The sequence below is a fragment of the Sphingomonas sp. genome (genome assembly GCF_036388435.1).
Lineage (GTDB): Bacteria > Pseudomonadota > Alphaproteobacteria > Sphingomonadales > Sphingomonadaceae > Sphingomonas.
Map to the genome: position 1 here is coordinate 45,396 of NZ_DASVRV010000048.1, position 24,981 is coordinate 70,376.

Sequence of the window (24,981 nt, forward strand, 5' to 3'; positions counted from 1 at the left end):
GCGATGACGCGCAAGATCATCCATATCGACATGGACGCCTTCTACGCCTCGGTCGAGCAGCGCGACGATCCGGCGCTCAGGGGCAGGCCCGTCGCGGTCGGCGGGCGCGGCGCGCGCGGCGTGGTGGCGGCGGCCAGCTATGAAGCGCGCCGGTTCGGCGTCCGCTCCGCCATGCCGTCGTCCGGCGCGTTGCGACGCTGCCCCGACCTGCTGTTCGTGCGCCCGCGTTTCGAGGTCTATGCCGAGGTCTCGCGGCAGATCCGCGCGATCTTTCACGATTATACCGACCTGGTCGAACCCCTGTCGCTCGACGAAGCCTATCTGGACGTGAGCGAGGATCGCGCGGGATTGGGGTCGGCGCAGGCGATCGCGGAGGCGATCCGCGCGCGCATCCGCGAGGTCACGGGACTGACCGCGTCGGCCGGCGTCAGCTACAACAAGTTCATCGCCAAGCTCGCCTCCGACCAGAACAAGCCCGACGGCCTCTGCGTCATCCCGCCCCACAAGGGCGCGGCATTCGTCGCGTCGCTGCCCGTGTCGCGCTTTCACGGGGTCGGCCCGGTGACCGCGGCCAGGATGGAGCGGCTGGGCATCCGCACCGGCGCCGACCTGCGCGACCGCGACCTCCTCTTTCTCCAGGCGCGGTTCGGCGCCCATGCCGGCTATCTCCACCGCGCCGCGCGGGGCGAGGACGAGCGGCCCGTCCGCGCGCACCGGGTCAGCAAGTCGATCGGCGCGGAGCGGACCTTCGACACCAACATCGCCGACGCGGCCGAGCTTATCGATCGGCTGGCGGGGATCGCCGATGCCGCCTGGGTGCGCGTCGAGCGTCATCAGGCGCGCGGGCGGACGGTGACGTTGAAGCTGCGCCATCCCGATTTCACGACGATCACCCGCGCGCGGTCCTTCGCCGACCCTGTTCGCGATCGCGACACTTTTCTGGCGGCGGGGCGCCTGCTGCTCGACCGGGAGCTGCCGGTGCCGAACGGAATCAGGCTGTTGGGCCTGACGCTGTCCGGGCTGGTGGTTCCCGGCGCGGAGGCGCAACCGGCGCTGCCGCTTTAGCCGATGGGCGGCTCGGCGGCGCGCGACCGGATCGCGAGCGCCTGGCCGCCCAGGACGATCGCGCCCAACGGCCCGGCGCGGTCGCCCAACGCGGCGGACACCAGGAAGGTGTCGCCGTCCACGATCTCCGGAAACGGCAGATAGCCGCCCAGACTGGTCCTGAGGAGCGCGCGCATCCGGGGAAGCAGGTCGCCACCGCCCATCACGCCGCCGCCCCAGACGATCCGGCGCGGAACGCCGGTCAGCACCAGCGCATGGGCGAGCTGGGCGAGTGCATGGGCGACTCCCTCCCATAGCGGATCGTCCCGCGCTACCTCGTCGCCCGCTCGCCCCGCGCGCGCGGCGATGGCGGGTCCGGCCGCCAGCCCCTCGATGCACGCGCCGTGAAAGGGACAGGTGCCGACCCAGTCGTCGCCCGCCAGGCGGACGGGGCGAAGATGACCATATTCGCCGTGCGTCAGCCCGTCCACGGGCCGCCCGTCCGCGATCAGGCCCGCGCCGACGCCGGTGCCGACGGTTACATAGGCAATGTCCGACAAACCCCTGGCCGCGCCCCAACGCGCCTCCGCCAGCGCGGCCCCGACCACGTCGGTGTGGAAGCCGACGGGCTTGCCGTATCGCCGCGCCAGTCGACCGGCGATGTCGGTTCCCGACCAGCCGGGCTTGGTGGTGACGGTGACATGCCCCCAATCGCGCGCATCCCGGTCGATCGATACCGGGCCGAAACTCGCGATCCCGATGCCCACGAAGCCGCTCCACCCGTCGAGCACGGCCTCGATCGCGGCCAGCGTTTCCTCGGGCCTGCCCGTCGGCAGTCGCACCTCCGCCTCGACGGCGTCGGGGCCTCGGCCGAGGATACAGACGCATTTGGTGCCGCCCAGTTCGACGCCCGCGATCAACGGCTCCGCGCCCCTCGTCATTTCGCCGTCCCCCATGCTGGACTTGAGCACCATCCCGGCTGCATGACGCATTATCATATATCAGGAGTTGTTCATGCGGCGCTTCGTCCTTCTCTGCTCGGCCCTCACCCTCCTGACCGCGCAGACCCTGCCCGGGGACAGCGCGCCCAAGGACGAGCGGACGCGCGCCACGGGCGGGGACGTGCCCGCGAAATTCACGCCGCCCATCGAGGCGCGCGACTATGTCCGGCGCGAGGTGATGGTGCCGATGCGCGACGGGACCAGGCTGTTCACCGTGATCATGGTGCCGAAAGGGGCGACGGCCGCCCCTATCCTGCTGACCCGCACCCCCTATGACGCGGCGGGCCGCGCCAGCCGGACCGACGGTCCCAACATGCTCTCTGCGCTGCCCCAGGGCGACGAGGTGTTCGTCCGCAACGGCTATATTCGCGTGTTCCAGGACATTCGCGGCAAATACGGGTCGGAGGGCGACTATATCGTCACCCGCCCGGTGATCGGCCCGCTCAATCGCACCACCACCGACCATGTGACCGACGCGTACGACACGATCGACTGGCTGGTGAATAAGGCGAACCTGGCCGAGTCGAACGGGCGCGTCGGGATGCTGGGTTCGTCCTATGAGGGGTTCACCGTCGTCATGGCACTGCTCAAGCCCCATCCCGCGCTCAAGGTCGCCGCGCCCGAAAGCCCGATGATCGACGGGTGGATGGGCGACGACTGGTTCCATCACGGCGCGTTCCGGCTGGCGAACATCGGCTGGCTCGGCTCGCAAACGGGGTACAAGGGCAAGGGCACCGAACCACCATCGGGCATCTACGACGACTACGAGCAGTTCCGCCGGGTCGGCTCCGCGGGCGATTGGGCGAAGAAGTCGGGCTACGACCAGCTTCCCTATTGGCGCCGCATGAGCGAGCATCCCTCCTACGACGCCTTCTGGCAGGGTCAGGCGCTCGACAAGCTGCTCGCCGCCAACCCCTCGAACGTCCCCACCATGTGGGAACAGGGCTTGTGGGATCAGGAGGACATGTACGGCGCGATCGTCGCCTGGGAAGCGCTCAAGGCCAAGGGCAAGGCGGCGAACAACTTCCTGGTGATGGGGCCCTGGCGGCACAGCCAAGCCAATTACGACGGCTCGTCGCTGGGCGACTTCAAATGGCGCGGGGACACCGCGACCCAGTGGCGCGAGGAATATCTGTTCCCCTTCTTCGACCAGTATCTGCGCCCCGGCCGGCCCGCCTTCACCCCGCCCCAGGCGCTGATCTACAACACGGGCGACAATCGCTGGGACGAACTCGCCGACTGGCCGCTCGCCTGCGAGACCGGCTGCCGCGCGCCGCTCAAGCCGCTATATCTCCAGGCGGGCGGCGGGCTCGGCTTCGCGAAGGGCGCAACCGGCGGCGACGCCTATGTCTCGGACCCCGCCAAGCCGGTTCCGCATCTGCCGCGTCCGGTGAACTTCAACGACGGGCGCTGGGGCGCGTGGCTGGTCAGCGACCAGCGCCATGTCGACGGCCGTCCCGACGTGATGACCTATCAAACCCCCGTCCTGACCGAGGCGGTGCGCGTGTCGGGGGCGCCTTTCGCGGACATCTATGCGCGCACGACCGGCAGCGACGGCGATTTCGTGGTCAAGCTGATCGACGTCCATCCCGACGAGGTCGCGACCGACCCGAAAAAGGGCGGCTATCAGCTCGCGATCAGCCTGGATATCTTCCGCGGACGCTATCGCGACAGCTTCGAGAAGCCGGCGGCGATCCCGGCGGGCAAGGTCCAGCGCTATCGCTTCCGCCTGCCCACCGTGAACCACGTGTTCCAGCCGGGGCACCGGATCATGGTCCAGGTCCAGTCCACCCTGTTCCCGCTTTACGACCGCAGCCCGCAGAAATATGTGCCCAACATCTTCTTCGCCAGGCCCGGCGATTATCAAAAGGCGACGGTGACGCTGGAGCGCGGCGGCGCGAACGCCAGCGCGGTGCATCTGCCCGTGGTGCCGGTCGAGCAGAAGCGAGCGGCGGCCAGGTAACCCCCTCCCGCGCAAGCGGGAGAGGGTTCGCCTCACTCCACCGTCACCGACTTCGCCAGGTTGCGCGGCTGGTCCACATCGGTGCCCTTGGCGACCGCGACGTGATAGGCCAGCAACTGCACGGGGATCGCGTAGACCAGGGGCGCGATCAGCGGGTGGACCTGGGGCATCTCGATCGTCGCGATCGTGTTCTCGCCCGCCTGGGCGATACCCGCCGCGTCGGAGATCAGCACCACCTGCGCGCCGCGCGCCTGGGCTTCGTGCATGTTGGACACCGTCTTGTCGAACAGCGGTCCCGACGGCGCGAGCACGATCAACGGCACTTGGTCGTCGATCAACGCGATCGGCCCATGCTTCATCTCGCCCGAGGCATAGCCCTCGGCGTGGATGTAGCTGATCTCCTTCAGCTTGAGCGCGCCCTCCAGCGCCAGCGGGTAATCGGGACCGCGCCCCAGATAGAGCACGTCGCGCGCGGTCGCGATCTTGCCCGCCATCGCGGCGATCTCGTCGTCATGGGACAGCGCCCGGCTCATCGCCTCGGGCGCTTCGGACAGGTGGCGGACGATCTCGCGCTCCTCCTCGCGCGACAATTTGCCCTTGGCGCGGGCGAGGTTGGTCGCGAGCGCGGCCATCACCGCGAGCTGGCAGGTGAAGGCCTTGGTCGACGCCACGCCGATCTCCGGCCCCGCATGGGTCGACAGCAGCAGGTCGACCTCGCGCGCCATGGACGAGGTGGGGACGTTGATGATCCCCGCCGTAGTGACGCCGTGCTGCTTCATGTGGCGCAGCGCCGCCAGCGTGTCCGCCGTCTCGCCCGACTGCGACACGACGACGCCCAGCATCCCCGGCGTCAGCACGGGGTCGCGGTAGCGGAACTCGCTGGCGACATCGACCTCGACCGGCACCCTCGCGAACTGCTCGATCCAATATTTGCCGATCATCCCGACATAGGATGCGGTGCCGCAGGCGACGATCGCGACCCGCTCGATCGCCGACAGGTCGAACGCCATGTCGGGCAGCGCGACCTGCTCCTCCAACGGGCGGAGATAGGAGCGCAGCGTCTGCGCGACGACGACGGGCTGCTCGTATATCTCCTTCTGCATGAAGTGGCGGTGATTGCCCTTGTCGATCAGCTGCCCCGACGCGCCCGACTGGACGATCGGACGCTCCACGGGGACATCGTCCGCGTCGGTGACCGCGACGCCCGCACGCGTGATCGCGACCCGGTCGCCCTCCTCCAGATAGATCACCCGCTGGGTGAACGGCGCCAGCGCGAGCGCGTCCGATCCGAGGAAATTCTCGCCCTCGCCGATCCCCACCGCTAGCGGTGAGCCGACCCTGGCGCCGAGCAGCAGGTCGGGATGAGTGCGGATCATGATCGCCAGCGCGAACGCGCCGTGCAGCCGCGGCAGCACCGCCGACAGAGCGTCGCGCGGTTCCCTGCCCGCCTCGATCTCACGCGCGAGCAGATGGGCGACGACCTCGGTATCGGTCTCGCTCTGGAGTTCGCGCCCCTGCGCGGTCAGCTCGTCGCGAAGCAGCTTGAAATTCTCGATGATACCGTTGTGGACGACCACCACGTCGCCCGCGATGTGCGGGTGCGCGTTGTTGATCGTCGGGGCACCGTGCGTCGCCCAGCGGGTATGCGCCACGCCCCCCTCGCCCGGCAGCGGTTCCTCTTGCAGCCGTTCGGCGAGGTTGCGGAGCTTGCCGGGCGCGCGGCGCCGATCGAAATCGCCCCGATGGACGGTGCAGATCCCCGCCGAATCATAGCCGCGATATTCGAGACGCTTGAGCCCGTCGAGCAGCCGGTCGGCGACCGGGCCGACCCCTAATATTCCAACGATCCCACACATTTACGCTTTTGTCCCCGAACCGTTCTTCGCCGCATCCTTACGCGCCCGCATCAGATCGCGAAAGCGCTTCGCCCAGTCGGGCCGCGCCTCCTGCTTGGCGCGCGCGAGCGCCAGCGCGTCGGGCGCGACATCGCCGGTGATCACCGACCCCGCCGCCACGATCGCCCCCGCGCCGATCGTCACGGGCGCGACCAGCGCCGAATTGGACCCGATGAACGCCCCCTCGCCGATGGTCGTGCGGTGTTTCAGGAACCCGTCATAATTGCAGGTGATCGTCCCCGCGCCGATATTCGCGTCCGCGCCCACATCGGCGTCGCCCAGATAGGTCAGGTGGCTGGCCTTGGCGCCGGGTCCGAGCGTCGCCTTCTTCATCTCGACGAAATTGCCGACCCGCGACCCCTCCGCCATCACCGCGCCGGGGCGCAGCCGGGCATAGGGGCCGATGCTGGCGCCCGTCGCGACGGTCGCGCCTTCCAGGTGGCTGAAGGCGTGGACGGCGACGCCGTCGGCGATCGTCACGCCGGGCCCGAACACGACATTCTGCGCCACCGTCACGTCGCGGCCCAGCACCGTATCGTGGCTGAACCACACCGTCTCCGGGGCGAGCAGCGTGGCGCCGTCCGCCATGGCCCGGGCACGACGGCGCTGCTGCCAATCGGCCTCCACGACCGCCAGCTCGGCGCGGCTGTTGACGCCGGCGACCTCGCCCGCCTCGGTCTCGATCACCGCCGAATGGCGACCGTCGGCGGCGGCGAGCATGACGATATCGGGCAAATAATATTCGCCCGCCGCGTTGTCGTTGCCGACGCGCGCCAGAAGCGCGAACAGGTCGGCGGAGCGGACCGCCATCAGCCCCGAATTGCACAAGGTTTCGGCGCGCTCGGCGGGGTTCGCGTCCTTGAACTCGACCATGCGCGCGATACACCCGTCGGCTTCGGCGATGACGCGGCCATAGGCGCCCGGATCGGCGGGCCGGAAGCCGAGCACCACCGCCGCCGGCCGATCGGCGGCGTGCAGCCGTGCCACCATCCGCCGCATCGTCTCCGCGCCGACCAGCGGCACGTCGCCGTACAGGATCAGCACATCGCCCGCGAACCCGCTCAGCGCCGCCTGCGCCTGCGCGACCGCATGGCCCGTGCCGAGCTGTTCCGCCTGGACCGCTACCGTCACGTCCATCGCCGCGACCGCCGCCTCGACCTGCTCGCGACGCGCGCCCGCGACCACGACGGTCCGGGCCGGGGCGAGCTCGCCCACGCTTGCCAGCAGATGAAGGAGCATCGGCCGCCCCGCGACCGGGTGGAGCACCTTGTGGAGGTCGGATTTCATGCGCGTGCCCTGGCCCGCGGCCAGGACGATCGCCGCGAGCGGGCTGTTCGTCATGGGGTCGAGCGACTGCCACAGGATACTTGCCAGCGCCATAGCGGGGCTGGCAGGCGGACGCGCATGGCCCCATTCCCCTTCGACGTCATCGGCTTCGACCTGGACGGCACGCTGCTCGACACCAGCGGCGACCTTGCCGCGGCGGTCAATCATGCGCTCCACAGTGTCGGCCGCGCGCCGCTCTCCGTCGAGCGGGTCCGCCCCATGATCGGCGGCGGATCGCGACACATGCTGGCGCAGGGCATGGCCGCGACCGGCGGCTGCACGGACGCCGAGCTGGACCTGCTCCAGCAAAGGCTGCTCGCGTTCTACGAGGCGAACATCGCCGTGCTGACCGGGCCTTTCCCCGGCGCGCTCGACGCGCTCGACGAACTCGCGCGGCGCGGGGTCGCGCTCGGCATCGTCACCAACAAGAACGAACGGTTGGCGCGGCTCCTGCTCGGCGAGCTCGGGCTGACCGATCGGTTCGCGAGCATCGTCGGCGGCGACACGCTCGGGCCGGGCCGCGCCAAGCCGCTGCCCGACCTCGTCCACCTCATGGTCGAGCGGTGCGGCGACGGGCGGGCGGCGTTCGTGGGCGATTCGATCTACGACGTGACGGCGGGCCGCGCGGCGGGGTTGCCGACCGTCGCGGTGAGCTTCGGCTTCCTCCAGGGTCCGATCGAGGAGCTGGGCGCGGACGCGGTGATCGATCATTATGCCGAGCTGATCCCGGCGCTGGAACGGCTGGGCGGCTAGCGCCGCCGCCACTTGGTCCAGAGATGCCGCGCCAGGAGCAAGGGCGGCATCCGCATCCAATGCGAACGCAGATAGAAGCCGAAGCGCGTCGCCGGCCGCGTTCCCCTACCCCACCCGTCGCGCGCCAGCAGACGGCGGCGGAACAGCGCGTCGCCTGGGCTCCGGACTCGCCAGGCGTCGGGAATGGTCGTTCCGAAAAGCGCGTTCGCCAGCCGCGCCGCCCGGTGGACCTCCCGCCACAAGCCATGGCGCCCGGCGCGCGCGCGCAGTCCCTCGACGCCGAACTCCGCCAACAGGCAGTGCAGGTCCCAAAGGTTGCGCAGCCCCCCGCTCAGATCGCCGTCCGCGAACAGATGCGCCGCCCCGTGGCAGATCATGTCGGCAGGCGCGGGAACGCTCAGCCCGCCGTCGAGCGGCACCGCATCGGCGATCATCGCGTCCGCATCCGGCGTGATCCGGGCGGTGGGCGGCAGGATCGTGTGGTGCACGTCCACCATCCGGTCGCGCTCGCGGTGGATCAGCGGGGGCAGCTCGTGCATCCAGCGGCGGTAATAACCGTCGTCATAGGCGTCGGGCTTCACCCATTCCCACCCGGCCGCGAGCAAGGCCACCTCCACCCCCTCCAGCGCCGCGCGCGGCACCAGGATGTCGGTGTCGCCGATTGACCGTCCCCGCCCCGCGTCCAGCCCGGCCGCGACGAAGGCGGTGCCCTTGAGCAGCACCACCGCGCAGCCGAGCGGCGCCAGCGCGCGGCGGACCATCTCCGCGTCCCACAGGGCGGCGATGCGCCCCTGCTCGGCGGTCGCCGCCGCGTCGGCCAGGATCGCCCGCACCGCCAGGGGCAGCGCCAGCCCGGCGAGGCGCGAGGCCAGCGTACCCAGCAGCTGCTCCGCGCGCGCGACCGCGATCACCGCCTGCCAATTATCGCCGTCCAGCCCGGTCGCCGTGTCCGGCTCGCGGAGCGCGCGCACCAGCAGCTCGGCCGGGCTCACAGGGCGCCCCACAACGCCTCCACCGCCGCGACCCCGGCCGCGCCGTCCGGGTAATCGACCGCCATCGCCGGCACTCCGCGCACCAGACGGATCAGCGCCTCGAACCCGCGCTGGCCGAGCGCCGTATAGTTGGTCGACGCCTGGGTCAGCCGCACGAACGTCTCGCTCGGCGGCACGGTGCGAGTTTCGGCGGGGAAGCCGTAACGCGGAAATAGCAGCAGGGCCGGACGGGCGGGCACGTCCATCGCCGCAATGGCGTACGCGTCCGGCGCGAGGTGCCGGACCTCCCCCTTGGGCGTCGCGCGCAGCAGCGGCCCCGCCACCGCGCCGGGCCAGGCCGCGCGCCCGACCCCGATGCTGTCGTTCTTCAGGCTGACCGGACGGGGAAAGGCGCGTACCTCGCCCGTATCGAGGTCGATCAACGCGAACTCGTCCCCCATGAACCGCCAGCCCCGCGCCGCCAGCAGCACCGACAGGGTCGACTTGCCCGCCCCCGACTCGCCCGTCATCAGCAGCGCCCGCCCGCCCCGCTCGACGCTGGAGGCATGCAGCAGCAGGTGGCGCCGCCCGCCCAGCGCGAGCTGGAGGTTCATCCCCATCTCGGCCGCGAGCAGCGCCTGCGCCAGCGGCAGCGGCGCGGCGCCCGGCAGCATCCAGTCGCCCGCGATCGCCACCGCGGGCCTTACGAACCGACGCCACAGGCGCGTCGCCTCCAGCCGCACGGTAAAATCGGCGATGCCGTCGGGCTTCGGATAGCCGGCGTAAAGCCGCTCCAGCGCAGCGATCGGCGTGCGCCAGTCGGACCCGACACGAAAGCCGTACGGCCCGACCCGGACCGTGTGGACATGCCTCATGCCCGCACGACGAGCCCGGCGGCCACGAGTTCGTCGAGGCGTGCCTCGAGCGCCTGAACGTCGTCCTGCGCCAGGTCGAACTCGTCGCCAAGTCTGGCGAGAAGTTGCTCGCGGCTCGCGGCTGTCCGCAGCGACCGCAGGATCTCGGGCGCCGGGGAGGCGAGCAGGTGGGTGATGCCCGATGCGCGGTGGAACACCGCCGTCAGGTCGTCGAGCGGCTCGATCAGCAGCGAGGAAGGCGACGCGGCGCGGTACATGGGGCCGACCTATAGCGCACGGGGCTTTCCGTCACGTCAACCGCGCGGGGCCCACCTCACCTGGGCATCTGGAGCGATGCGAAGCAGGTGAACCCGCTCGTGCCACGCTGCAGCCGGCGGATATAGTTCATATAAGCCCGGCTGCGCTCGTAATCCGTGCCCGGCAGCGTGCCGCCGTTCATCGCCCGCCGGACCTCCTCGCCCTTGAACGGGCGCGATGCGGGCGGAAAGGCGTTCTTCGTGCCGGACGCGACGACCTTGCCGTCACCCGCGATATAGCCGCCCGCGCGGCTGGGATCGGGCACTGGGATCTGGCAGTTGAGGACGGAGCCGGCGGTCTGCGCCAGCGCGGGGCGAATCGACACCACCGCCGATGCCCCGACCGCGCCCAGGATCAGCACGCGCCGGCGGGTCGGGCTCGCGTCCGCTTCCTCGGCGGCGTCGTCGGAGCGTTCGGTCATCGAGGTCCTTCTAACCGCCGAGCCCTTTCACAAGCGTGAAGGCACCGCAAGCGCGGCGCTCGTACCGAAACGGCACGGGCGCCCTTCGCACGGCGCACCTTCTTCGCGTAAGGAAGGCGCGATGCCGGCCCGCCCCGATCCTCGTCTCGTCTGGGCGCTCGTCCTGGCGCTCGTCACCGCGGTCGTCGCGGGCGTGGTCGGCGACAGCCTGCAGTCCGCGCTGATCGCCGGGGTCGGCGCGGTCGGCGCGGTGTTGCTCGGCGGGCTGGAGCGCGCGGAACCGCCGGCGGCGGCCGAACCGGTATCGAACGACTCGCCCGAGCTGATCGATCAACTGCTCGACTCGGTGGTCCAGCCGGTGCTGCTCATCCGCGGCGGCCAGGTGGTGTTCGCGAACCGTGCCGCGCTCGCCGAACTCGGCCGGCACATCGTCGGCGACGATGTACGCGTCGCGATCCGCCACCCCGCCGCCGCCGCGCGCCTCGCCTCCGCCGATTTCGGACCGGAGGAACGGCCGATCGAACTGGTCGGGCTGGGCTCGATCGACCGCCGCTGGGAGATGCGCGTGGGCAAAGCCGGCCCGTTCCGGATCGTTCAGCTCATCGACCGCACGGGCGCTTACGCCGCCGAACGGATGCGGATCGACTTCGTCGCCAATGCCAGCCACGAGCTGCGCACCCCGCTCGCCTCGATCCTTGGCTTCATCGAGACGCTGGCGGACGAGGCCGGGGAGGATCCCGATGTCCGGGCACGCTTCCTGAAGGTGATGTTCGACGAGGCCCGGCGGATGCAGCGTCTGGTCGAGGACCTGATCTCGCTGTCGCGGATCGAAGCGGAGAAGCACCAGCTGCCCGACGCCTCGATCGATCTTGCGCAGTTGATCGCCGAAGTTCGCGCCGAGATCTTCGACATGGGCGACGACCGGGGTCACGCGGTGACGTTGAACGTCGACCCTGACGTGCCTTTCATCTGCGGCGACCGGGCGCGGCTGTCGCAGATGCTCCACAACCTGATCGGGAACGCGCTGAAATATGGGCGGTCGGGAACACCGGTCGCGGTCGCGCTTCGGCGCGACGGCGGCATGGTCCGTCTGACCGTGACCGACGAGGGCGACGGCATCGCGCCCGAGCACATTCCCCGCCTAACCGAGCGCTTCTACCGGATCGATGCCGGACGCAGCCGGACACTGGGCGGCACGGGCCTGGGCCTCGCCATCGTCAAGCACATCGTCGAGCGTCATCGCGGGCGCCTGGACATCGTCAGCAAGGCCGGGATCGGAACCACGGTCGCCGTTCTGCTGCCCCCCGCCGACGAGACTGTCACAATTTCGTAGGCAAAGTGTCACACGGACGTGAAGTGGCGGTGTTAGAACCGCTCGCGACGCGGGGTCCGTCCGGTCGCCCGCTACCCGGAAATCCTGTATTTGCGCGCACTCGCCGCCCTGTTCCTCTCATGCCTGTCGCTTCCCGCGTGCCACGATCAGGCGCGCGGCGGCGGCTCGGGCGCGCGCGCGGAGATCAGGGCGGTCGGATCGTCGACGGTCTATCCCTTCACCACGCTGATCGCGGAGCAGTTCGTCGCGGGCGATCCCGACGCCGCGGCCCCGGTGATCGAGGCGACGGGCACCGGCGGGGGCATCCGCCTGTTCTGTTCGGGGCTGGGCGCGGCCTATCCCGACATCGTCAACGCCTCGCGCCGCCTGACGCTGGGCGAATATCGGCGATGCCAGGCGAGCGGCGTCGGCCCGGTGATCGAGGTGCGGATCGGCCTGGACGGGGTCGTCTTCGCCGAGGCGTTGAACGGGCCGCGCCTGGCGCTCAGTCCGGCGCAGATCTACCGCGCGCTTGCCGCCACGCCGGGTGGACGGCCCAACAACGCGCACCGCTGGAGTGATATCGACCCGCGCCTGCCCGCCATCCCCATCAGCATATACGGCCCGCCCGGCACCAGCGGCACCCGCGACGCCTTGGTCGAACTCATCATGGTGCCGGGCTGCGAAGCCGCCGACCCTGCTGCGAAGGCACTGGCCCGCACCGATCCCGACGCGCACCGCGCGCTTTGTGCCCGGGTGCGGGAGGACGGCGCCTATGTCGACGCGGGCGAGAACGACAATTTCATTGTCCAGAAACTCACCGCCAACCCGACCGCGATCGGCGTGTTCGGCTACAGCTATCTCGAGGAGAATGCGGCGTCGGTGAAGGGCGTGCCGGTCGCGGGCGTGCTCCCGACCTATGCGGCGATCGCGGACGGCAGCTATCCGGGATCGCGGCCGCTCTATCTCTACGTCAAGCGCAATCATCTCGACGCGGTTCCGGGACTCCGCCGCTTTCTCGGGCTCTACGCCGCGGGCTGGCAGCCCGGAGGCCCGCTCGCGCGGCGCGGGCTGATCGCCGCGCCCGCCCCCGTCCGCGCGGATTCGGCGGCGGCGATCGCGACCGAGCGCCCGCTCGATCCGGCGACCCTGAGCTGATGTCGCTCGGGGCGCTCCTGCTGCTCCTCGCCGGTCTGGCGCTGGTCGGCTGGCTGTCGGCGCGCGCGCGCGCGGCGGCGTTCCGCGTGGGCGGTCGCCGGTTCAGCTCGCTGCCGGGACATCACGCGACCTATGTCGCGCTCTGGTGCCTGTTGCCGCCGCTGCTGTTCCTGGGCATCTGGTCGCTGACCTCGCCCGCGCTCGTCACCGACGCGGTGCTCGCCACCCCCGTGGCCGCCCAGCTACCCCCGCCCGGCTTCGACCGCGCCGCGATCCTGTCCGAAGCGCGCCGGCTCGCCGGCGGGTCCGCGTACGGCGCCTTCCACCCGCTCGCCCGCCTGCTCGAGCCCGCCTATGCCGCCGCGCAGTCGCGCTATGACTGGATCGCGACCGCGCTGGCCTTGCTGCTGGCGCTGGGCGCCGGGGGGTTCGCGTTCACCCGCGTCCGCCCCGACTTCGCCGCGCGCACCCGGACGGAACGCATCGTCATGGCGGCGCTGCTCGCCGCGTCGCTGGTCGCGATCCTGACCACTTTGGGCATCGTCGTGTCTTTGGTGTGGGAGGCCGCGCGGTTCTTCGCGCGCGTGCCCGTCACCGATTTCCTGTTCGGTACGCATTGGAGCCCGCAGGTCATCGACCCGCGCGATCCGGGCGCGTCGCTGGGGGCCGTGCCACTCTTCTGGGGCACCTTCTTCATCGGCGCGGTGATCGCGATGGCGGTGGCGCTGCCCTTCGGGCTGCTCAGCGCGATCTACCTGACGCAATATGCGACGCCGCGCGTGCGCAGCTGGGTCAAGCCGCTTCTGGAGATGCTCGCGGGGGTGCCGACCGTGGTTTATGGCTATTTCGCCGCGCTGACGGTCGCCCCCGCCGTGCGCGACTTCGCGGTCGGCATCGGCATCGAGAACGCCTCGTCCGAATCGGCGCTGGTCGCGGGGTCGGTGATGGGGATCATGATCATCCCGTTCATCTCGTCGCTCGCCGACGATTCGCTCGCCGCCGTCCCCTCGTCGATGCGCGACGGCAGCCTGGCGATGGGCGCGACCCCGTCCGAGACGATCCGCCGCGTGCTGCTTCCGGCCGCGCTGCCCGGCGTGATCGGCGGGGTGCTGCTGGGCGTCAGCCGCGCGATCGGCGAGACGATGATCGTCGTCATGGCGGCCAGCGGCGTCGCGACGCTGACGCTCAACCCCTTCGAGAGCACCACCACCGTCACCCGCCAGATCGTCGACCTGCTGACCGGCGAGGCGGAGTTCGACAGCCCCAAGACGCTGGCGGCCTTCGCGCTGGGCCTCACCCTGTTCGCGATCACCTTCCTCCTCAACATGATCGCGCTGTCGGTCGTGCGCCGATATCGTGAAGCCTATGACTGACGCGGTCGCCATCGCCGCCCGGCGGCCGACCGACTGGTCGCAGCCCGCGATGCAGAACCGCGTGCGTCGCCGTTACCGCGCCGAGCGCCGCTTCCGGCTGCTCGGGCTGGCTGCGGTGCTGCTGTCGGGCGGGTTCCTCGTCTTCCTGCTCGGGTCGATGCTCCTCGGGGGCGCAAGCGGGTTCGTCGAGACGCGCGTGGCTATGCCGATTGACTTCGCCCGGCGCCCCCTCGGCCTGGACGCCGCGCGGCTCCAGGGCCGGGGCGCCGACCTGGCGCTCGCGGGCGCGGGGCTGGAGGGATTGGTCGACGACGCGGCGGTGAATGCGTTCGGCCCCGATCTGGGCACCCGCATCCTGTCCGACGGTGCCTGGGTCCGCGTCCGCGAGGCGGTGAAGGAGGACCCATCGATGCTGGCGCGGCGCGTCGTGCTCGACCTGCCCGTCGCCAGTCCGATCGATGTGGCCGCCAAGGGCGACGGCACCGTCGCGGCCGAGGCGGTGGTCGCGTCGCTGCGGTCGGGCGCGCTGCTCTCGACCGGGGTCAACCGCGACTTCCTGTTCGCCTCCGACTCGACCGACCCGACCCGCGCCGGGATTTGGGGGGCGCTCAAGGGATCGCTGCTGACCATGGCGGTGACCCTCGCGCTCGCCTTTCCGATCGGGCTGCTCGCCGCGCTGTATCTGGAGGAATACGCGCCCCGGAACCGGTTCACCGACCTGATCGAGGTGTCGATCAACAATCTGGCGGCCGTGCCGTCGATCATCTTCGGGCTGCTCGGGCTGGCCTTGTTCCTGGGCACTTTCGGCCTGCCCCGATCGGCCCCGCTGGTCGGCGGGCTGACGCTGGCGCTGATGACGATGCCGGTGATCGTCATCGCCGCCCGGGGCGCGATCAAGGCCGTGCCACCCTCGATCCGCGACGCGGCGCTGGGCGTCGGCGCGTCGCCGATACAGGTGGTGTTCCACCACGTCCTGCCGCTCGCCCTGCCCGGCGTGCTGACCGGCACGATCATCGGCATGGCGCGCGCGCTGGGCGAGACGGCGCCGCTGCTCATGATCGGGATGCGCGCCTTCATCGCCGCGCCGCCCGGCGGCGTCACCCAGCCCGCGACCGTGCTGCCCGTCCAGATCTTCCTGTGGTCCGACGAGGTCGGGCGCGGTTTCGTCGAGAAGACCTCGGCGGCGATCATCGTCCTGCTCGTCGTCCTGCTCGCGATGAACGGCCTCGCCATCCACCTCCGCAACCGATTCGAGACACGCTGGTGAGCAACCATCCCCCCAAGATCACCGCCAGCCACGTCAATGTCTGGTACGGCGCGACCAAGGCGATCGACGATGTGTCGATCGACATCGACCAGGACCGCGTGACCGCGCTGATCGGCCCGTCCGGCTGTGGCAAGTCGACCTTCCTGCGCACGCTCAACCGTATGAACGACACCGTCGCCAATGCGCGCGTGGAGGGCGACATCCGCCTCGACGGCGAGGACATCTATTCGAACCGCATGGACGTGGTGCAGCTCCGCGCCCGCGTCGGCATGGTGTTCCAGAAGCCCAATCCGTTCCCTAAGTCGATCTACGAGAATGTCGCCTACGGCCCGCGCATCCACGGCCTTGCCGCCAGTCGCGCCGACCTCGACGGCATCGTCCAGACCTCGCTCAGGCGGGCCGGGCTGTGGGACGAGGTCAAGGACCGGCTGACCGAGAGCGGCACCGCGCTGTCGGGGGGCCAGCAGCAGCGCCTGTGCATCGCCCGCGCCATCGCCGTCGACCCGGAGGTGATCCTGATGGACGAACCCTGCTCCGCGCTCGACCCGATCGCCACCGCCAAGATCGAGGAACTGATCCACGCGTTGAAAGGCCAATACGCGATCGCGATCGTCACCCACAACATGCAGCAGGCCGCGCGCGTGTCCCAGCGCTGCGCCTTTTTCCACCTCGGCCGGCTCGTCGAATATGGCGCGACCACCGAGATCTTCACCAACCCGCGCGAGGACCGTACGCGGGACTACATCACCGGCCGGTACGGCTGAGGACCCCGATCATGAACGAACATACCGTCAAGGCCTTCGACGCCGACATCGGCGAGCTCCGCGGCCTCATCTCCCAGATGGGCGGGCTGGCCGAGGATGCGATCGCGCGGGCGATGCTGGCGCTCCAGCGCGGGGACCAGGTGCTCGCGGCGCAGGTCAAGGCCGACGACGCCGCGATCGACGTGATTGAGGCGCAGGTGGAGCGCCTCGCCGTCCGCATCATCGCCCTGCGCGCGCCGCTCGCCAACGACCTGCGCGAAGTGGTCGCCGCGCTCAAGATCGCCAGCGTCGTCGAGCGGATCGGCGACTATGCCAAGAACATTGCCAAGCGCGTGCCCATGATCGAGGAAGGCAGCCAGGACGGCACCCGGATCGAGCCCATCTCGATCCTGCCCGCCATGGGTCGGATGGCAAGTAGCATGGTCCATGACGTGCTCGACGCCTTCGCCGCGCGCGACGCGGAGGCGGCGGTGCGCGTCTGCCGCAGCGACACCGCGCTGGACGATTTCTACGATTCGATCTTCCGCACCCTGGTCACCTTCATGGTCGAGAATCCGCGCACGATCAGCCAGGTCGCCCATCTGCTGTTCGTCGCCAAGAATCTGGAGCGCATCGGCGACCATGCCGGCAACGTCGCCGAGATGGTCTATTTCGCCGCCACCGGCACCCAGATCGCCGAGCGCCTGAACGGGACGCCGGCATGACGCTCCACCCCATTCTCCCGAGCAACGGAAAGGCCTGACCCATGCCCCGCGCCAAGATGCTGCTGGTCGAAGACGACGCCGCTTTGTCCGAACTGCTCCATTTCCACTTCACCCGCGAGGATTTCGAGGTGCGCCGCACCCCCGATGGCGAGGAGGCGCTGCTGCTCGCGCGCGAATCGACCCCGGACATCGTTCTGCTCGACTGGATGGTCGAAGGCCTGTCGGGGATCGAGGTCTGCCGCCGCCTGCGCCGCACGCCCGAAACCCAGAACGTGCCCATCATCATGCTCACCGCGCGCGGAGAGGAGGAGGACCGGGTGCGCGGGCTGGAGACCGGCGCCGACGATTACGTCACCAAGCCCTTCTCCCCGCGCGAGCTGGTGGCGCGCGTCGGCGCGGTGCTGCGCCGCGTCCGACCCGCGCTGGCGGGCGAGGCGCTGACCTATGCCGACATCGAGATGGACACGGTCGGCCACAAGGTCCGCCGCGCCGGGCAGGTAATCCCGCTCGGGCCGACCGAGTTTCGGCTGCTCAAGCATTTTCTGGAGCATCCCGGCTGGGTCTTCTCGCGCGAACGGCTGCTCGACGCGGTCTGGGGCCATGACAGCGACATCGAATCGCGCACCGTCGACGTGCATATCCGGCGGCTGCGCAAGGCGATCAACATCGGCGAATGCGCCGACGTGATCCGCACGGTGCGCTCGGCGGGTTATGCCCTGGACACGGGAAATTGAGCCGGGCGGAACCGGTGCGGCTGCGAAACGAGGACCCAACCGGTGTCTAATGCGTTCACTCCCTTGCGCGAACGCGACTTTGCGCTCGAAATCAGGAGACTCTGATGAAGCATTACCTTCTCGCCGCGGCCGCCTTCATCGCGGCGCCGGCTCTCGCCCAAACGACCGGCGGCACGGCCGGCGGCACGACCACCGGCACGCCGCAGACCGGCACCGAGTCGTCCACCACCATGTCGGGCCAGACCACGGAGGGCCAGACCGGCTCCACCACCACTACGACCGACAGCATGTCGACCCAGGATCCGGCCGCGACCGGCAGCGCGGGATCGACGATGCAGTCGACCACCAACGATCCGGCTGCGCAGGGCCAACCGATGCAGGGCCAGCCGATGCAGGGTCAGTCGACGCAGGGTCAGGCCATGAGCGGTCAGCCCGGCGCTATGGCCGGCTCGCCGATGATGGCGTCGCCGGGCACGGGCGGCATGATGGGCGGGGCGGGGGTCGCCGCGCAACCGATCGCCACTCCGGAGGCGGCCAATCCGAACCCGCCGGTCTGCCGCGCGGGTCAGTATGACGATTGTATCCAGGGCAGCACGTCGCGCAGCAACCGGGCGCGTCGCCGCCGCTGAGGCGCCGCTTGGTCGGGGCGGTTGCGCTCGACACCCTGGTATCTAGAAAGGGCGCTTCTTTTCGAAGGAGCGCCCTTTTCATGTCCATCAGCTTCGACGGCCGTGTCGCCATCGTCACCGGCGCCGGCGGTGGTCTCGGCCGCGCCTATGCGCTCGAACTCGCCCGGCGTGGCGCCAGGCTCGTCGTCAACGATCTGGGCGGCGCGCGCGACGGCACCGGCCAGTCCGACGCCGCGCTCCGGGTCGTCGAGGAGATCGAGGCGGCGGGCGGCGAGGCGATGGCCAATGGCGGCAACGTCGCCGACTATGACCAGATGGTCGCGATGGTCGCCGCCGCGCGCGAGCGTTGGGGCGGCGTCCATATCCTCATCAACAATGCCGGCGTGCTGCGCGACAAGAGCTTCGCCAAGATGGAGCCGAGCGACTTCGAATTCGTGGTGCGCGTCCACCTGCTCGGCTCCGCCTATGCCACCAAGGCGTGCTGGGACGTGATGCGCGAGCAGAATTACGGCCGCGTGCTGATGACCGCGTCGTCGACCGGATTGTTCGGCAATTTCGGCCAGGCCAATTACGGCGCGGCCAAACTGGGGCTGGCGGGCCTCGCCAAGACGCTGGGCATCGAAGGTGCGAAGAACGACATCCGCGTCAACACCATCGCGCCGACCGCGGGCACGCGCATGACCGCCGACCTGTTTCCCGAGGCCGCTTTCGAGGCATTCGCCCCCGAAAAGGTCGTTCCCGCCGCGCTCTACCTGGTTTCGGAAGACGCGCCGTCGGGCGTCATCGTCGGTGCCGGCGCCGGCGTGTTCCAATCCTCCTACGTCACGCTGACGCCGGGCGCGCGGCTCGACGGTGCCGATCTCTCGCCCGAGGGGGTGGCGGCGCATTGGGACGAGATCACCGACCGCACGGGCGAGATCGTGCCCAGATCGGGCGCGGAGCAGGCGATGCTGATCGGGCGGAAGCTTGGGGGTTGAGGCCGTTCGCGCTGCCGTTGCTGCTCTCCGCCTGCTCGGCACCCGGCAGCTATATGGGCCTCGACCTCCGGACGCCGCCGGGAAACCGCGGGATCGAACGGCTCCAGCGGCTCGCGCGCACCGCGCAGGCCGGGAGCAAGGCGGCGCAGCTGGAACTCGGCCGGATGTTCGAGGACGGAAACGGCGTGCCCGAAGACGCCGACCGCGCCTGCCGCCTTTACGAGGCGGCGGCCGCGACCACGGGCGGCACGATCTATGTCTATTCCCCGCCGGTCGGAAAAGGCGGGAGCGGTCGGGTGATCCCGATCACCACGCCCATCGTCGCGGGCATCCCCGTCGCGCGGGAACGGCTTCAGTCGCTGCGCTACCGGATCGATCGGGCCGAACGGGCGGGATCGGCCTGTCTCGCGGCGGGCGGATGAAGGTGTATTGATCAAGCGATACACTCGGCCTAGGCTGAGCGCGTCAACTGGGGAGCAGCCATGTACAGCGAATCCGACATCGACGGCGCGGTCGCCGCCGGAGCCCTGTCGCCCGACGCCGCGCGCGGCCTACGGGACCACATCGCCACCTCGCGCGCCGCGCCCGCGGTCGACGAGGAGCATTTCCGGCTGATCACCGGGTTCAACGACATCTTCGTGTCGATCGCGATCGTCCTGCTGCTCGCGGCGGTGACGCAGATCGGCGGGGTCGTGTCCAAGGCGCTGGCGGGCATCGGGGTCGCGGGCGTCGCGTGGCTGCTCGCCGAATATTTCACCACGCGCCGCCGCATGGCCTTGCCGAGCATCCTGCTGCTCCTCGCCTTCGTGTTCGGCATCGCCGGCGCGCAGTTCGGGCTGCTGGTCGATATCGAACCCGACCTGTCCGAGCGGGTCGGCGCGCTGATCGGCGCCGGGATCGCGGCGGTCACGGCGGCTGCGGCTTGGCTCCACTGGCGCCGGTTCGGCGTACCGATCACCGTCGCGGCGGGCGCGGTCGCCGCGGCGGGCGTCCTTCTCGGCCTGTTCCTGGCGGTCGTGCCGATGGATAGCGATGCGATCTGGCCACTATTTCTGGTGGCGGGTCTCGGCGTCTTCGCGCTGGCCATGCGCTGGGACTTGTCGGACCGCGAGCGGCGGACGCGCCGGTCCGACGTCGCTTTCTGGCTCCACCTCGCCGCGGCGCCGATGATCGCGCATCCGATCTTCAAGCTGCTCGGCGTGTTCGACTCGGAAGTGACCGTCGCGACCGCGCTGGTGGTGCTCGCGCTCTATCTCGTTTTCGCCTTTATCGCGCTGGCGATCGATCGGCGCGCGCTGCTCGTCTCGGGGCTCGGTTACGTGCTCTACGCGATGATCGCGCTGTTCCGCACCGCAGGCGCGGTGGAGTTGAGCTGGGCGCTCACCGCCTTCGTGATCGGCTCCGCGCTGCTGACGCTGTCCGCCTTCTGGCATCCGATGCGCGCGCTGGTCGTGGGAACGCTGGGCGATCTGGGGCGACGCCTGCCCCCGACCACGGCTCACGCGACCGCCTAGTCAACGAGCTTGAGCAGTCGCCGCTCCAGCGGGGCCAGGACCGATGCGAGTTCATGGCCCCGCTTCAGCACCGCCCCGGCTTCCCCGACCAGCGCCCACATACCCTGCCTGCCGCGCAGGTCGGGGCGTTTCTCGACCCGGTATTCGGGCCGCTCGGCCGCGCGTCGGAACGCGGCGAAGACGGCGGCGTCACGCCCCAGCTCGATCGCGTAATCGCGCCACATCCCCGCCGCGACCATCCGGCCATAGATATCCAGGATGCGCGTCAGCTCGGCGCGGTCGAACCCGATCTGCGTGGGCGCACCCCGCGCGAGCGGGAAGGGGGTGACGACTCCCATCAGGCCCGATCCCGCTCTTGCCCGCCCCGATCCTCGTCGCCGAGCAGCGCGTCCAGCCGCTTGCGCATCTGCTCCAGCTCGCACCGAAGCAATTCGACCTTCTGCGTCTGCGGGTCGAACATCTCGGCGCAGGGGGTGCCATAGGGCACGAATTTGGGCGGCGGCGCCGCGCCCCCGTCGACCATGGTCGGGCGCGCGGGAATGCCCACCATCACCGCACCCTCGGGCACGTCGCGCGTCACCACCGCATTGGCGCCGATCCGCGCGCGTGGCCCGACGACGATCGGCCCCAGCACCTGCGCGCCCGATCCGACGATCACCCCGTCCCACAGCGTCGGATGCCGCTTGCCCGCGACGCCGTTGTCGGGGCTGGTCCCGCCCAGCGTCACGCATTGATAGATGGTGACGTTGTCGCCGATCCGCGCCGTCTCCCCGATCACCACGAAGCCGTGGTCGATGAAGAAATTGCGCCCGATCACGGCGCCCGGATGGATGTCGATCGCGGTGGTCGCGCGCGACCAGTGATTGACGCACCGCGCGAGGAAGAACAGCCGCCTCCGGTACAGGCGGTGCGCGAGGCGGTGCCACCCCAGCGCCCAGACTCCCGGATAGGTCAGCACCTCGGCACGGCTGTGCGGCGCCGGATCGCGCGCCCGGATCGAATCGAGATAGCTGACCAGCCGCCTGAACATGAATGCTCCCTTGCCGCCCAAATAGGACGCGTCGCGCGCGATTTCCAGCACGCCCCGCTTCGGGCTTTACCCGGCTAAACTCCACCTCCCTTGTGGGAATGATCGGGGGCGCTACGGGCAGCAAGGGAAAGGACGTGGATGAGCCATCTCGCAAGTTTCGACTGGTCCGCGATCCTGCCCTTCGTCGCGATCGGCTTCGCCGCGCAACTGGTCGACGGCGCGCTCGGCATGGCGTTCGGCGTCGTGTGCAACGTGCTGCTGGTGGGGATACTCGGGCTGCCGCCCGCCCGCTCGTCGGCCAACATCCATATCGTCGAAGTCTTCACCACCGCCGCCTCCGGGATCAGCCACGCGCTGGCAGGCAATATCGACCGCAAGCTGTTCCTGCGGCTGCTGCTGCCCGGTATCATCGGCGGGGTGACCGGGGCCTATGTCCTCATCAACCTCGACGGCGACGTCGTGAAGCCGTACATCCTGGGCTATCTGGTCGCGATCGGCGTTTATCTGCTGGCGCGCGGGATCCTGTTCCCGCCCAAGGCCGCCAAGCCCAAGGTGGTCGAGCCGCTGGCGCTGGTCGGCGGGTTCCTCGACGCGGTCGGCGGCGGCGGCTGGGGGCCCGTGGTCACCTCCAACCTGCTGGTCCAGGGGGTCGAGCCGCGCCGGGTGATCGGCACCGTCAGCGCCGTCGAGTTCTTTCTGACGATCACCGTGTCGGCGACCTTCATCTACCATCTGGGGATGGAGGCCTTCGCGCTCGCTACGGTCGGGCTGATCGTCGGCGGGGTCGCCGCCGCGCCCTTCGGCGCGGTGATCGCGAAACGCGTGTCGACCAGGGTGCTGCTGATCCTGGTCGGCGTCGTGCTGATCGCGACCAGTGGATACGGCTTTGTGCGCGCGATGATGTGAACCGCCCCGGCCGCAGCGCCGACGACGGTCACCCTCCTATCAAGTTGCCGCTCACGCCTCGGAAATTAACCGCGCGCAACCATTTCGGCAGGGGAACGTATCTTCGGATGTGCGGCGATCGTCGCATGGGGGCCGCCATGGTCCCACCTTTCAGGAGAGACTCATGTCCTATCCCCGCCTTTCCCTGGTCGCGATCGCCGGTTCGATCGCGATCGCCGGCTGCGCTCCGATGAATGCCGACACCGCCGGCCCCGCCTCCACCAGCGACACGTCCACGACGACCGCGGGATCGATGAGCGCCTCCGCCTCGGCCGGCGCCAACCCTTCGGTCGGCGGCGCGGCGATGCTCGCCAATCGCACCATCGTCCAGAACGCGTCGAACGCGCCCAACCTCACCACGCTCGTGGCGGCGGTCAAGGCGGCCGGGCTCGTCGATACCCTGTCGGGCCCCGGCCCCTTCACCGTGTTCGCGCCGACCAACGAAGCGTTCGGCCGGCTCGCCCCCGGCACCGTCGACACGCTGCTCAAGCCCGAGAACAAGGCGTCCCTGACCAAGGTGCTGACCTATCACGTCGTGTCGGGCAACGTCTCGGCCGCGCAGCTGCAGCAGCAGATCAGCGCGGGCGGCGGCACCGCGACGCTGACCACCGTCGCGGGTGCGCCGCTGACCGCGCGCGTCGAGAACGGCGCCGTGACCCTGACGGACCAGGGCGGCAACAAGAGCTATGTCGAGACCGCCGACGTCCGCCAGTCGAACGGCGTCGTCCACGTCGTCAACGGCGTGCTCGTCCCGACCCTGCCCTAATTGTCCCAGCGCGCGGCGGCGGCTTGGTCGCCGTCGCGCGCTTCGACCCAGCGTCGCTCCCCGCCCCGCGTCTCGCGTTTCCAGAAGGGCGCGTCGGTCTTGAGCCGGTCGATCAGAAAGGCGCAGGCCTCGAGCGCCGCGCCCCGGTGGGCCGCCGCCGTCGCGACGAACACGATCCGCGCCCCCGGCCGCATCGGCCCGACCCGGTGGACGATGCTCGCCGCTTTCAGCGTCCAGCGCGCGATCGCCTCCCCCGCGAGGCCGGCCAGCATCGCCTCGGTCACGCCGGGATAATGTTCCAGCTCGAGCAACTCGACCCCGTCATCGGCCCGGACCAGCCCGGAAAAGCTGGCGATCCCGCCCACCCCCGCCAGCTCGACCCGCGCGAGCTCGGCCGCGACGTCGATCGCCTCGGGCGATACCCGAATATGGATCACCCGCCCGTCACCGGCGGAAACAACGCCACTTCGCCCGCGCCGCGAACCGCCGCGTCCAGCGGCACGAAGGCCTGATCGACCGCGGCGCGCAACCGCGCGGGATCGGCAAGGGCACGGGCATGGCCCTCGCTCCGCGCCGCCAGCCACCGGACCAGGTCCGCCACCGTCACCACCTCCGGCGGGGGCGACACGCGCTCCTCGTCCACCCCCACCAGTTCGCGTACCCAGGCGAAATACAGCATCCGCATCCGGCGCTCAGTCCATGTGCTTCAGGCCGACGCGCAGATAATCCCATCCCGTCATCAGCGTCAGCACGGCCGCGCCCCACAGGCTGACCAGCCCGACGGCGGCGATCCAGCCTTCCTGCGGCAATGCCCCCGCCAGGATCATCGCCCCCAGCGCCACCAGCTGCAGCGTCGTCTTCCACTTGGCGAGCTGCGACACCGGCACCGACACCTGTACCTGGGCCAGGAACTCGCGCAGGCCCGACACCGCGATCTCACGCAGCAGGATGACGAGCGCGGCGACCAGGTGGATGCCCGTGATCACCTGCGTTCCGGCCAGCATCAGGATGACGGCCGCGACCATGATCTTGTCGGCGATCGGGTCCAGGAACACCCCCAGCCGCGACACCGCGCCCTGCGCGCGCGCCAGATAGCCGTCGAAATAATCGGTGATCCCCATCGCGCAGTAGAGGACGAACGCGATTCCGAACCCCAGCTCCCACTCGCGCCACCACAACAGCGCGACCAGCAGCGGCAGCGCGACGATCCGCGACAGGGTCAGCAGGTTGGGAAGCGTCCACATCTGACCCGGACCGTAGCG

Annotated in this window: 28 protein-coding genes; 16 read left to right on the forward strand and 12 right to left on the reverse strand. The window is 70.0% G+C overall.

What is annotated here, in order from left to right:
- Positions 1 to 3: 3 nt before the first annotated feature.
- Complete coding sequence (gene dinB, locus VF592_RS11785) at positions 4 to 1,065, forward strand: DNA polymerase IV (RefSeq protein ID WP_331005822.1); 1,062 nt, start codon at positions 4 to 6, stop codon at positions 1,063 to 1,065.
- Here dinB and VF592_RS11790 read toward each other — a convergent pair.
- A complete protein-coding gene (locus VF592_RS11790) occupies positions 1,062 to 2,000 on the reverse strand; it encodes an ROK family protein (protein WP_414714216.1) in 939 nt (312 codons plus the stop codon). The two genes, dinB and VF592_RS11790, sit on opposite strands and share 4 nt — an antisense overlap.
- A gap of 58 nt (positions 2,001 to 2,058) precedes the next feature.
- Here VF592_RS11790 and VF592_RS11795 point away from each other — a divergent pair, with 58 nt between their 5' ends.
- Positions 2,059 to 4,008 carry a CocE/NonD family hydrolase gene (locus tag VF592_RS11795; RefSeq protein WP_331005823.1) on the forward strand — a complete coding sequence of 650 codons (1,950 nt, stop codon included), beginning with the start codon at positions 2,059 to 2,061 and terminating at the stop codon, positions 4,006 to 4,008.
- 32 nt (positions 4,009 to 4,040) lie between these two features.
- Here VF592_RS11795 and glmS read toward each other — a convergent pair whose 3' ends face one another.
- Positions 4,041 to 5,864, reverse strand: a complete 1,824-nt coding sequence (gene glmS, locus VF592_RS11800; protein ID WP_331005824.1) for a glutamine--fructose-6-phosphate transaminase (isomerizing) — start codon at positions 5,862 to 5,864, stop codon at positions 4,041 to 4,043.
- The gene (gene glmU / locus VF592_RS11805) at positions 5,865 to 7,244 is read right to left on the reverse strand and encodes a bifunctional UDP-N-acetylglucosamine diphosphorylase/glucosamine-1-phosphate N-acetyltransferase GlmU (protein ID WP_331005884.1); all 1,380 of its coding nucleotides are present in this window, start codon (positions 7,242 to 7,244) and stop codon (positions 5,865 to 5,867) included.
- A gap of 63 nt (positions 7,245 to 7,307) precedes the next feature.
- On the opposite strand from glmU, the gene VF592_RS11810 reads away from it, so the two are divergent.
- The gene (locus tag VF592_RS11810; protein ID WP_331005825.1) at positions 7,308 to 7,982 is read left to right on the forward strand and encodes an HAD-IA family hydrolase; all 675 of its coding nucleotides are present in this window, start codon (positions 7,308 to 7,310) and stop codon (positions 7,980 to 7,982) included.
- On the opposite strand, the gene VF592_RS11815 is transcribed toward VF592_RS11810, so the two are convergent.
- From VF592_RS11815 to VF592_RS11830, 4 genes are read right to left on the reverse strand one after another with little or no spacing between them, the layout of a single operon-like run.
- Positions 7,979 to 8,974: a nucleotidyltransferase family protein gene (locus VF592_RS11815; protein ID WP_331005826.1), complete on the reverse strand. Its 996-nt coding sequence runs from the start codon at positions 8,972 to 8,974 to the stop codon at positions 7,979 to 7,981. The genes VF592_RS11810 and VF592_RS11815 overlap by 4 nt on opposite strands.
- Positions 8,971 to 9,828 (reverse strand): HprK-related kinase A, encoded by an 858-nt coding sequence (locus VF592_RS11820; RefSeq protein ID WP_331005827.1) that lies wholly within the window; start codon positions 9,826 to 9,828, stop codon positions 8,971 to 8,973. The genes VF592_RS11815 and VF592_RS11820 overlap by 4 nt, the downstream gene beginning before the upstream one ends.
- Positions 9,825 to 10,085, reverse strand: coding sequence for an HPr-rel-A system PqqD family peptide chaperone (locus tag VF592_RS11825; protein WP_331005828.1), 261 nt, complete (start codon positions 10,083 to 10,085; stop codon positions 9,825 to 9,827). Before VF592_RS11825 ends, VF592_RS11820 begins: the two co-directional genes overlap by 4 nt.
- Positions 10,086 to 10,141: 56 nt before the next feature.
- Entirely contained in the window at positions 10,142 to 10,546 is a 405-nt protein-coding gene (locus tag VF592_RS11830; RefSeq protein WP_331005829.1) for a hypothetical protein, read from the reverse strand.
- A gap of 121 nt (positions 10,547 to 10,667) precedes the next feature.
- Here VF592_RS11830 and VF592_RS11835 point away from each other — a divergent pair, with 121 nt between their 5' ends.
- The 11 genes from VF592_RS11835 (at position 10,668) to VF592_RS11885 (ending at position 20,978) form a co-directional block, all read left to right on the forward strand.
- Positions 10,668 to 11,879 (forward strand): ATP-binding protein, encoded by a 1,212-nt coding sequence (locus VF592_RS11835; protein WP_331005830.1) that lies wholly within the window; start codon positions 10,668 to 10,670, stop codon positions 11,877 to 11,879.
- Positions 11,880 to 11,969: 90 nt separating this feature from the next.
- A complete protein-coding gene (locus VF592_RS11840) occupies positions 11,970 to 13,016 on the forward strand; it encodes a substrate-binding domain-containing protein (protein WP_331005831.1) in 1,047 nt (348 codons plus the stop codon).
- Positions 13,016 to 14,389 carry a phosphate ABC transporter permease subunit PstC gene (pstC, locus tag VF592_RS11845; protein ID WP_331005832.1) on the forward strand — a complete coding sequence of 458 codons (1,374 nt, stop codon included), beginning with the start codon at positions 13,016 to 13,018 and terminating at the stop codon, positions 14,387 to 14,389. The genes VF592_RS11840 and pstC overlap by 1 nt, the downstream gene beginning before the upstream one ends.
- Entirely contained in the window at positions 14,382 to 15,656 is a 1,275-nt protein-coding gene (gene pstA, locus VF592_RS11850; protein WP_331005833.1) for a phosphate ABC transporter permease PstA, read from the forward strand. Before pstC ends, pstA begins: the two co-directional genes overlap by 8 nt.
- Positions 15,653 to 16,420: a phosphate ABC transporter ATP-binding protein PstB gene (pstB, locus tag VF592_RS11855; RefSeq protein ID WP_331005834.1), complete on the forward strand. Its 768-nt coding sequence runs from the start codon at positions 15,653 to 15,655 to the stop codon at positions 16,418 to 16,420. Before pstA ends, pstB begins: the two co-directional genes overlap by 4 nt.
- An 11-nt stretch (positions 16,421 to 16,431) precedes the next feature.
- Positions 16,432 to 17,124, forward strand: coding sequence for a phosphate signaling complex protein PhoU (phoU, locus tag VF592_RS11860; RefSeq protein WP_331005835.1), 693 nt, complete (start codon positions 16,432 to 16,434; stop codon positions 17,122 to 17,124).
- A 41-nt stretch (positions 17,125 to 17,165) separates the two neighbouring features.
- Positions 17,166 to 17,858 (forward strand): phosphate regulon transcriptional regulator PhoB, encoded by a 693-nt coding sequence (gene phoB, locus VF592_RS11865; protein ID WP_331005836.1) that lies wholly within the window; start codon positions 17,166 to 17,168, stop codon positions 17,856 to 17,858.
- Positions 17,859 to 17,962: 104 nt separating this feature from the next.
- Positions 17,963 to 18,487: a hypothetical protein gene (locus VF592_RS11870; RefSeq protein ID WP_331005837.1), complete on the forward strand. Its 525-nt coding sequence runs from the start codon at positions 17,963 to 17,965 to the stop codon at positions 18,485 to 18,487.
- An 80-nt stretch (positions 18,488 to 18,567) separates the two neighbouring features.
- Positions 18,568 to 19,464 carry an SDR family NAD(P)-dependent oxidoreductase gene (locus VF592_RS11875; protein ID WP_331005838.1) on the forward strand — a complete coding sequence of 299 codons (897 nt, stop codon included), beginning with the start codon at positions 18,568 to 18,570 and terminating at the stop codon, positions 19,462 to 19,464.
- The gene (locus tag VF592_RS11880) at positions 19,461 to 19,886 is read left to right on the forward strand and encodes a hypothetical protein (protein ID WP_331005839.1); all 426 of its coding nucleotides are present in this window, start codon (positions 19,461 to 19,463) and stop codon (positions 19,884 to 19,886) included. Before VF592_RS11875 ends, VF592_RS11880 begins: the two co-directional genes overlap by 4 nt.
- Before the next feature lie 60 nt (positions 19,887 to 19,946).
- On the forward strand, positions 19,947 to 20,978 hold the full coding sequence (locus VF592_RS11885) for a hypothetical protein (protein ID WP_331005840.1): 1,032 nt from the start codon (positions 19,947 to 19,949) through the stop codon (positions 20,976 to 20,978).
- Here VF592_RS11885 and VF592_RS11890 read toward each other — a convergent pair.
- The gene (locus tag VF592_RS11890; protein WP_331005841.1) at positions 20,975 to 21,316 is read right to left on the reverse strand and encodes a DUF2794 domain-containing protein; all 342 of its coding nucleotides are present in this window, start codon (positions 21,314 to 21,316) and stop codon (positions 20,975 to 20,977) included. The genes VF592_RS11885 and VF592_RS11890 overlap by 4 nt on opposite strands.
- Entirely contained in the window at positions 21,316 to 22,008 is a 693-nt protein-coding gene (epsC, locus tag VF592_RS11895) for a serine O-acetyltransferase EpsC (RefSeq protein WP_331005842.1), read from the reverse strand. The genes VF592_RS11890 and epsC overlap by 1 nt, the downstream gene beginning before the upstream one ends.
- A 138-nt stretch (positions 22,009 to 22,146) precedes the next feature.
- On the opposite strand from epsC, the gene VF592_RS11900 reads away from it, so the two are divergent.
- Together VF592_RS11900 and VF592_RS11905 are read left to right on the forward strand one after the other, a co-directional pair.
- Positions 22,147 to 22,914, forward strand: a complete 768-nt coding sequence (locus tag VF592_RS11900; RefSeq protein WP_331005843.1) for a sulfite exporter TauE/SafE family protein — start codon at positions 22,147 to 22,149, stop codon at positions 22,912 to 22,914.
- Between the two features lie 292 nt (positions 22,915 to 23,206).
- Entirely contained in the window at positions 23,207 to 23,719 is a 513-nt protein-coding gene (locus tag VF592_RS11905; RefSeq protein ID WP_331005885.1) for a fasciclin domain-containing protein, read from the forward strand.
- Here VF592_RS11905 and VF592_RS11910 read toward each other — a convergent pair.
- From VF592_RS11910 to pgsA, 3 genes are read right to left on the reverse strand one after another with little or no spacing between them, the layout of a single operon-like run.
- Positions 23,716 to 24,156: a molybdenum cofactor biosynthesis protein MoaE gene (locus tag VF592_RS11910; protein WP_331005844.1), complete on the reverse strand. Its 441-nt coding sequence runs from the start codon at positions 24,154 to 24,156 to the stop codon at positions 23,716 to 23,718. The two genes, VF592_RS11905 and VF592_RS11910, sit on opposite strands and share 4 nt — an antisense overlap.
- Positions 24,153 to 24,404, reverse strand: a complete 252-nt coding sequence (gene moaD, locus VF592_RS11915; protein ID WP_331005845.1) for a molybdopterin converting factor subunit 1 — start codon at positions 24,402 to 24,404, stop codon at positions 24,153 to 24,155. Before moaD ends, VF592_RS11910 begins: the two co-directional genes overlap by 4 nt.
- Before the next feature lie 7 nt (positions 24,405 to 24,411).
- On the reverse strand, positions 24,412 to 24,963 hold the full coding sequence (gene pgsA, locus VF592_RS11920) for a CDP-diacylglycerol--glycerol-3-phosphate 3-phosphatidyltransferase (RefSeq protein WP_331005846.1): 552 nt from the start codon (positions 24,961 to 24,963) through the stop codon (positions 24,412 to 24,414).
- Between the last annotated feature and the right edge of the window lie 18 nt (positions 24,964 to 24,981).

Bases quoted from the DNA above. Each gene is read 5' to 3' on its own strand.
- phoU (WP_331005835.1), top strand. From the start codon at position 16,432: ATGAACGAACATACCGTCAAGGCCTTCGACGCCGACATCGGCGAGCTC.
- VF592_RS11810 (WP_331005825.1), top strand. From the start codon at position 7,308: ATGGCCCCATTCCCCTTCGACGTCATCGGCTTCGACCTGGACGGCACG.
- VF592_RS11820 (WP_331005827.1), bottom strand. From the start codon at position 9,828: ATGAGGCATGTCCACACGGTCCGGGTCGGGCCGTACGGCTTTCGTGTC.
- moaD (WP_331005845.1), bottom strand. From the start codon at position 24,404: ATGCGGATGCTGTATTTCGCCTGGGTACGCGAACTGGTGGGGGTGGAC.
- VF592_RS11825 (WP_331005828.1), bottom strand. From the start codon at position 10,085: ATGTACCGCGCCGCGTCGCCTTCCTCGCTGCTGATCGAGCCGCTCGAC.
- VF592_RS11795 (WP_331005823.1), top strand. From the start codon at position 2,059: ATGCGGCGCTTCGTCCTTCTCTGCTCGGCCCTCACCCTCCTGACCGCG.
- VF592_RS11900 (WP_331005843.1), top strand. From the start codon at position 22,147: ATGAGCCATCTCGCAAGTTTCGACTGGTCCGCGATCCTGCCCTTCGTC.
- glmU (WP_331005884.1), bottom strand. From the start codon at position 7,244: ATGACGAACAGCCCGCTCGCGGCGATCGTCCTGGCCGCGGGCCAGGGC.
- VF592_RS11905 (WP_331005885.1), top strand. From the start codon at position 23,207: ATGAGCGCCTCCGCCTCGGCCGGCGCCAACCCTTCGGTCGGCGGCGCG.
- glmS (WP_331005824.1), bottom strand. From the start codon at position 5,864: ATGTGTGGGATCGTTGGAATATTAGGGGTCGGCCCGGTCGCCGACCGG.
- pgsA (WP_331005846.1), bottom strand. From the start codon at position 24,963: ATGTGGACGCTTCCCAACCTGCTGACCCTGTCGCGGATCGTCGCGCTG.
- pstC (WP_331005832.1), top strand. From the start codon at position 13,016: ATGTCGCTCGGGGCGCTCCTGCTGCTCCTCGCCGGTCTGGCGCTGGTC.
- phoB (WP_331005836.1), top strand. From the start codon at position 17,166: ATGCCCCGCGCCAAGATGCTGCTGGTCGAAGACGACGCCGCTTTGTCC.
- epsC (WP_331005842.1), bottom strand. From the start codon at position 22,008: ATGTTCAGGCGGCTGGTCAGCTATCTCGATTCGATCCGGGCGCGCGAT.
- VF592_RS11790 (WP_414714216.1), bottom strand. From the start codon at position 2,000: ATGGGGGACGGCGAAATGACGAGGGGCGCGGAGCCGTTGATCGCGGGC.
- VF592_RS11885 (WP_331005840.1), top strand. From the start codon at position 19,947: ATGTACAGCGAATCCGACATCGACGGCGCGGTCGCCGCCGGAGCCCTG.
- VF592_RS11870 (WP_331005837.1), top strand. From the start codon at position 17,963: ATGAAGCATTACCTTCTCGCCGCGGCCGCCTTCATCGCGGCGCCGGCT.
- dinB (WP_331005822.1), top strand. From the start codon at position 4: ATGACGCGCAAGATCATCCATATCGACATGGACGCCTTCTACGCCTCG.
- VF592_RS11835 (WP_331005830.1), top strand. From the start codon at position 10,668: ATGCCGGCCCGCCCCGATCCTCGTCTCGTCTGGGCGCTCGTCCTGGCG.
- pstA (WP_331005833.1), top strand. From the start codon at position 14,382: ATGACTGACGCGGTCGCCATCGCCGCCCGGCGGCCGACCGACTGGTCG.
- VF592_RS11875 (WP_331005838.1), top strand. From the start codon at position 18,568: ATGTCCATCAGCTTCGACGGCCGTGTCGCCATCGTCACCGGCGCCGGC.
- VF592_RS11890 (WP_331005841.1), bottom strand. From the start codon at position 21,316: ATGGGAGTCGTCACCCCCTTCCCGCTCGCGCGGGGTGCGCCCACGCAG.
- VF592_RS11830 (WP_331005829.1), bottom strand. From the start codon at position 10,546: ATGACCGAACGCTCCGACGACGCCGCCGAGGAAGCGGACGCGAGCCCG.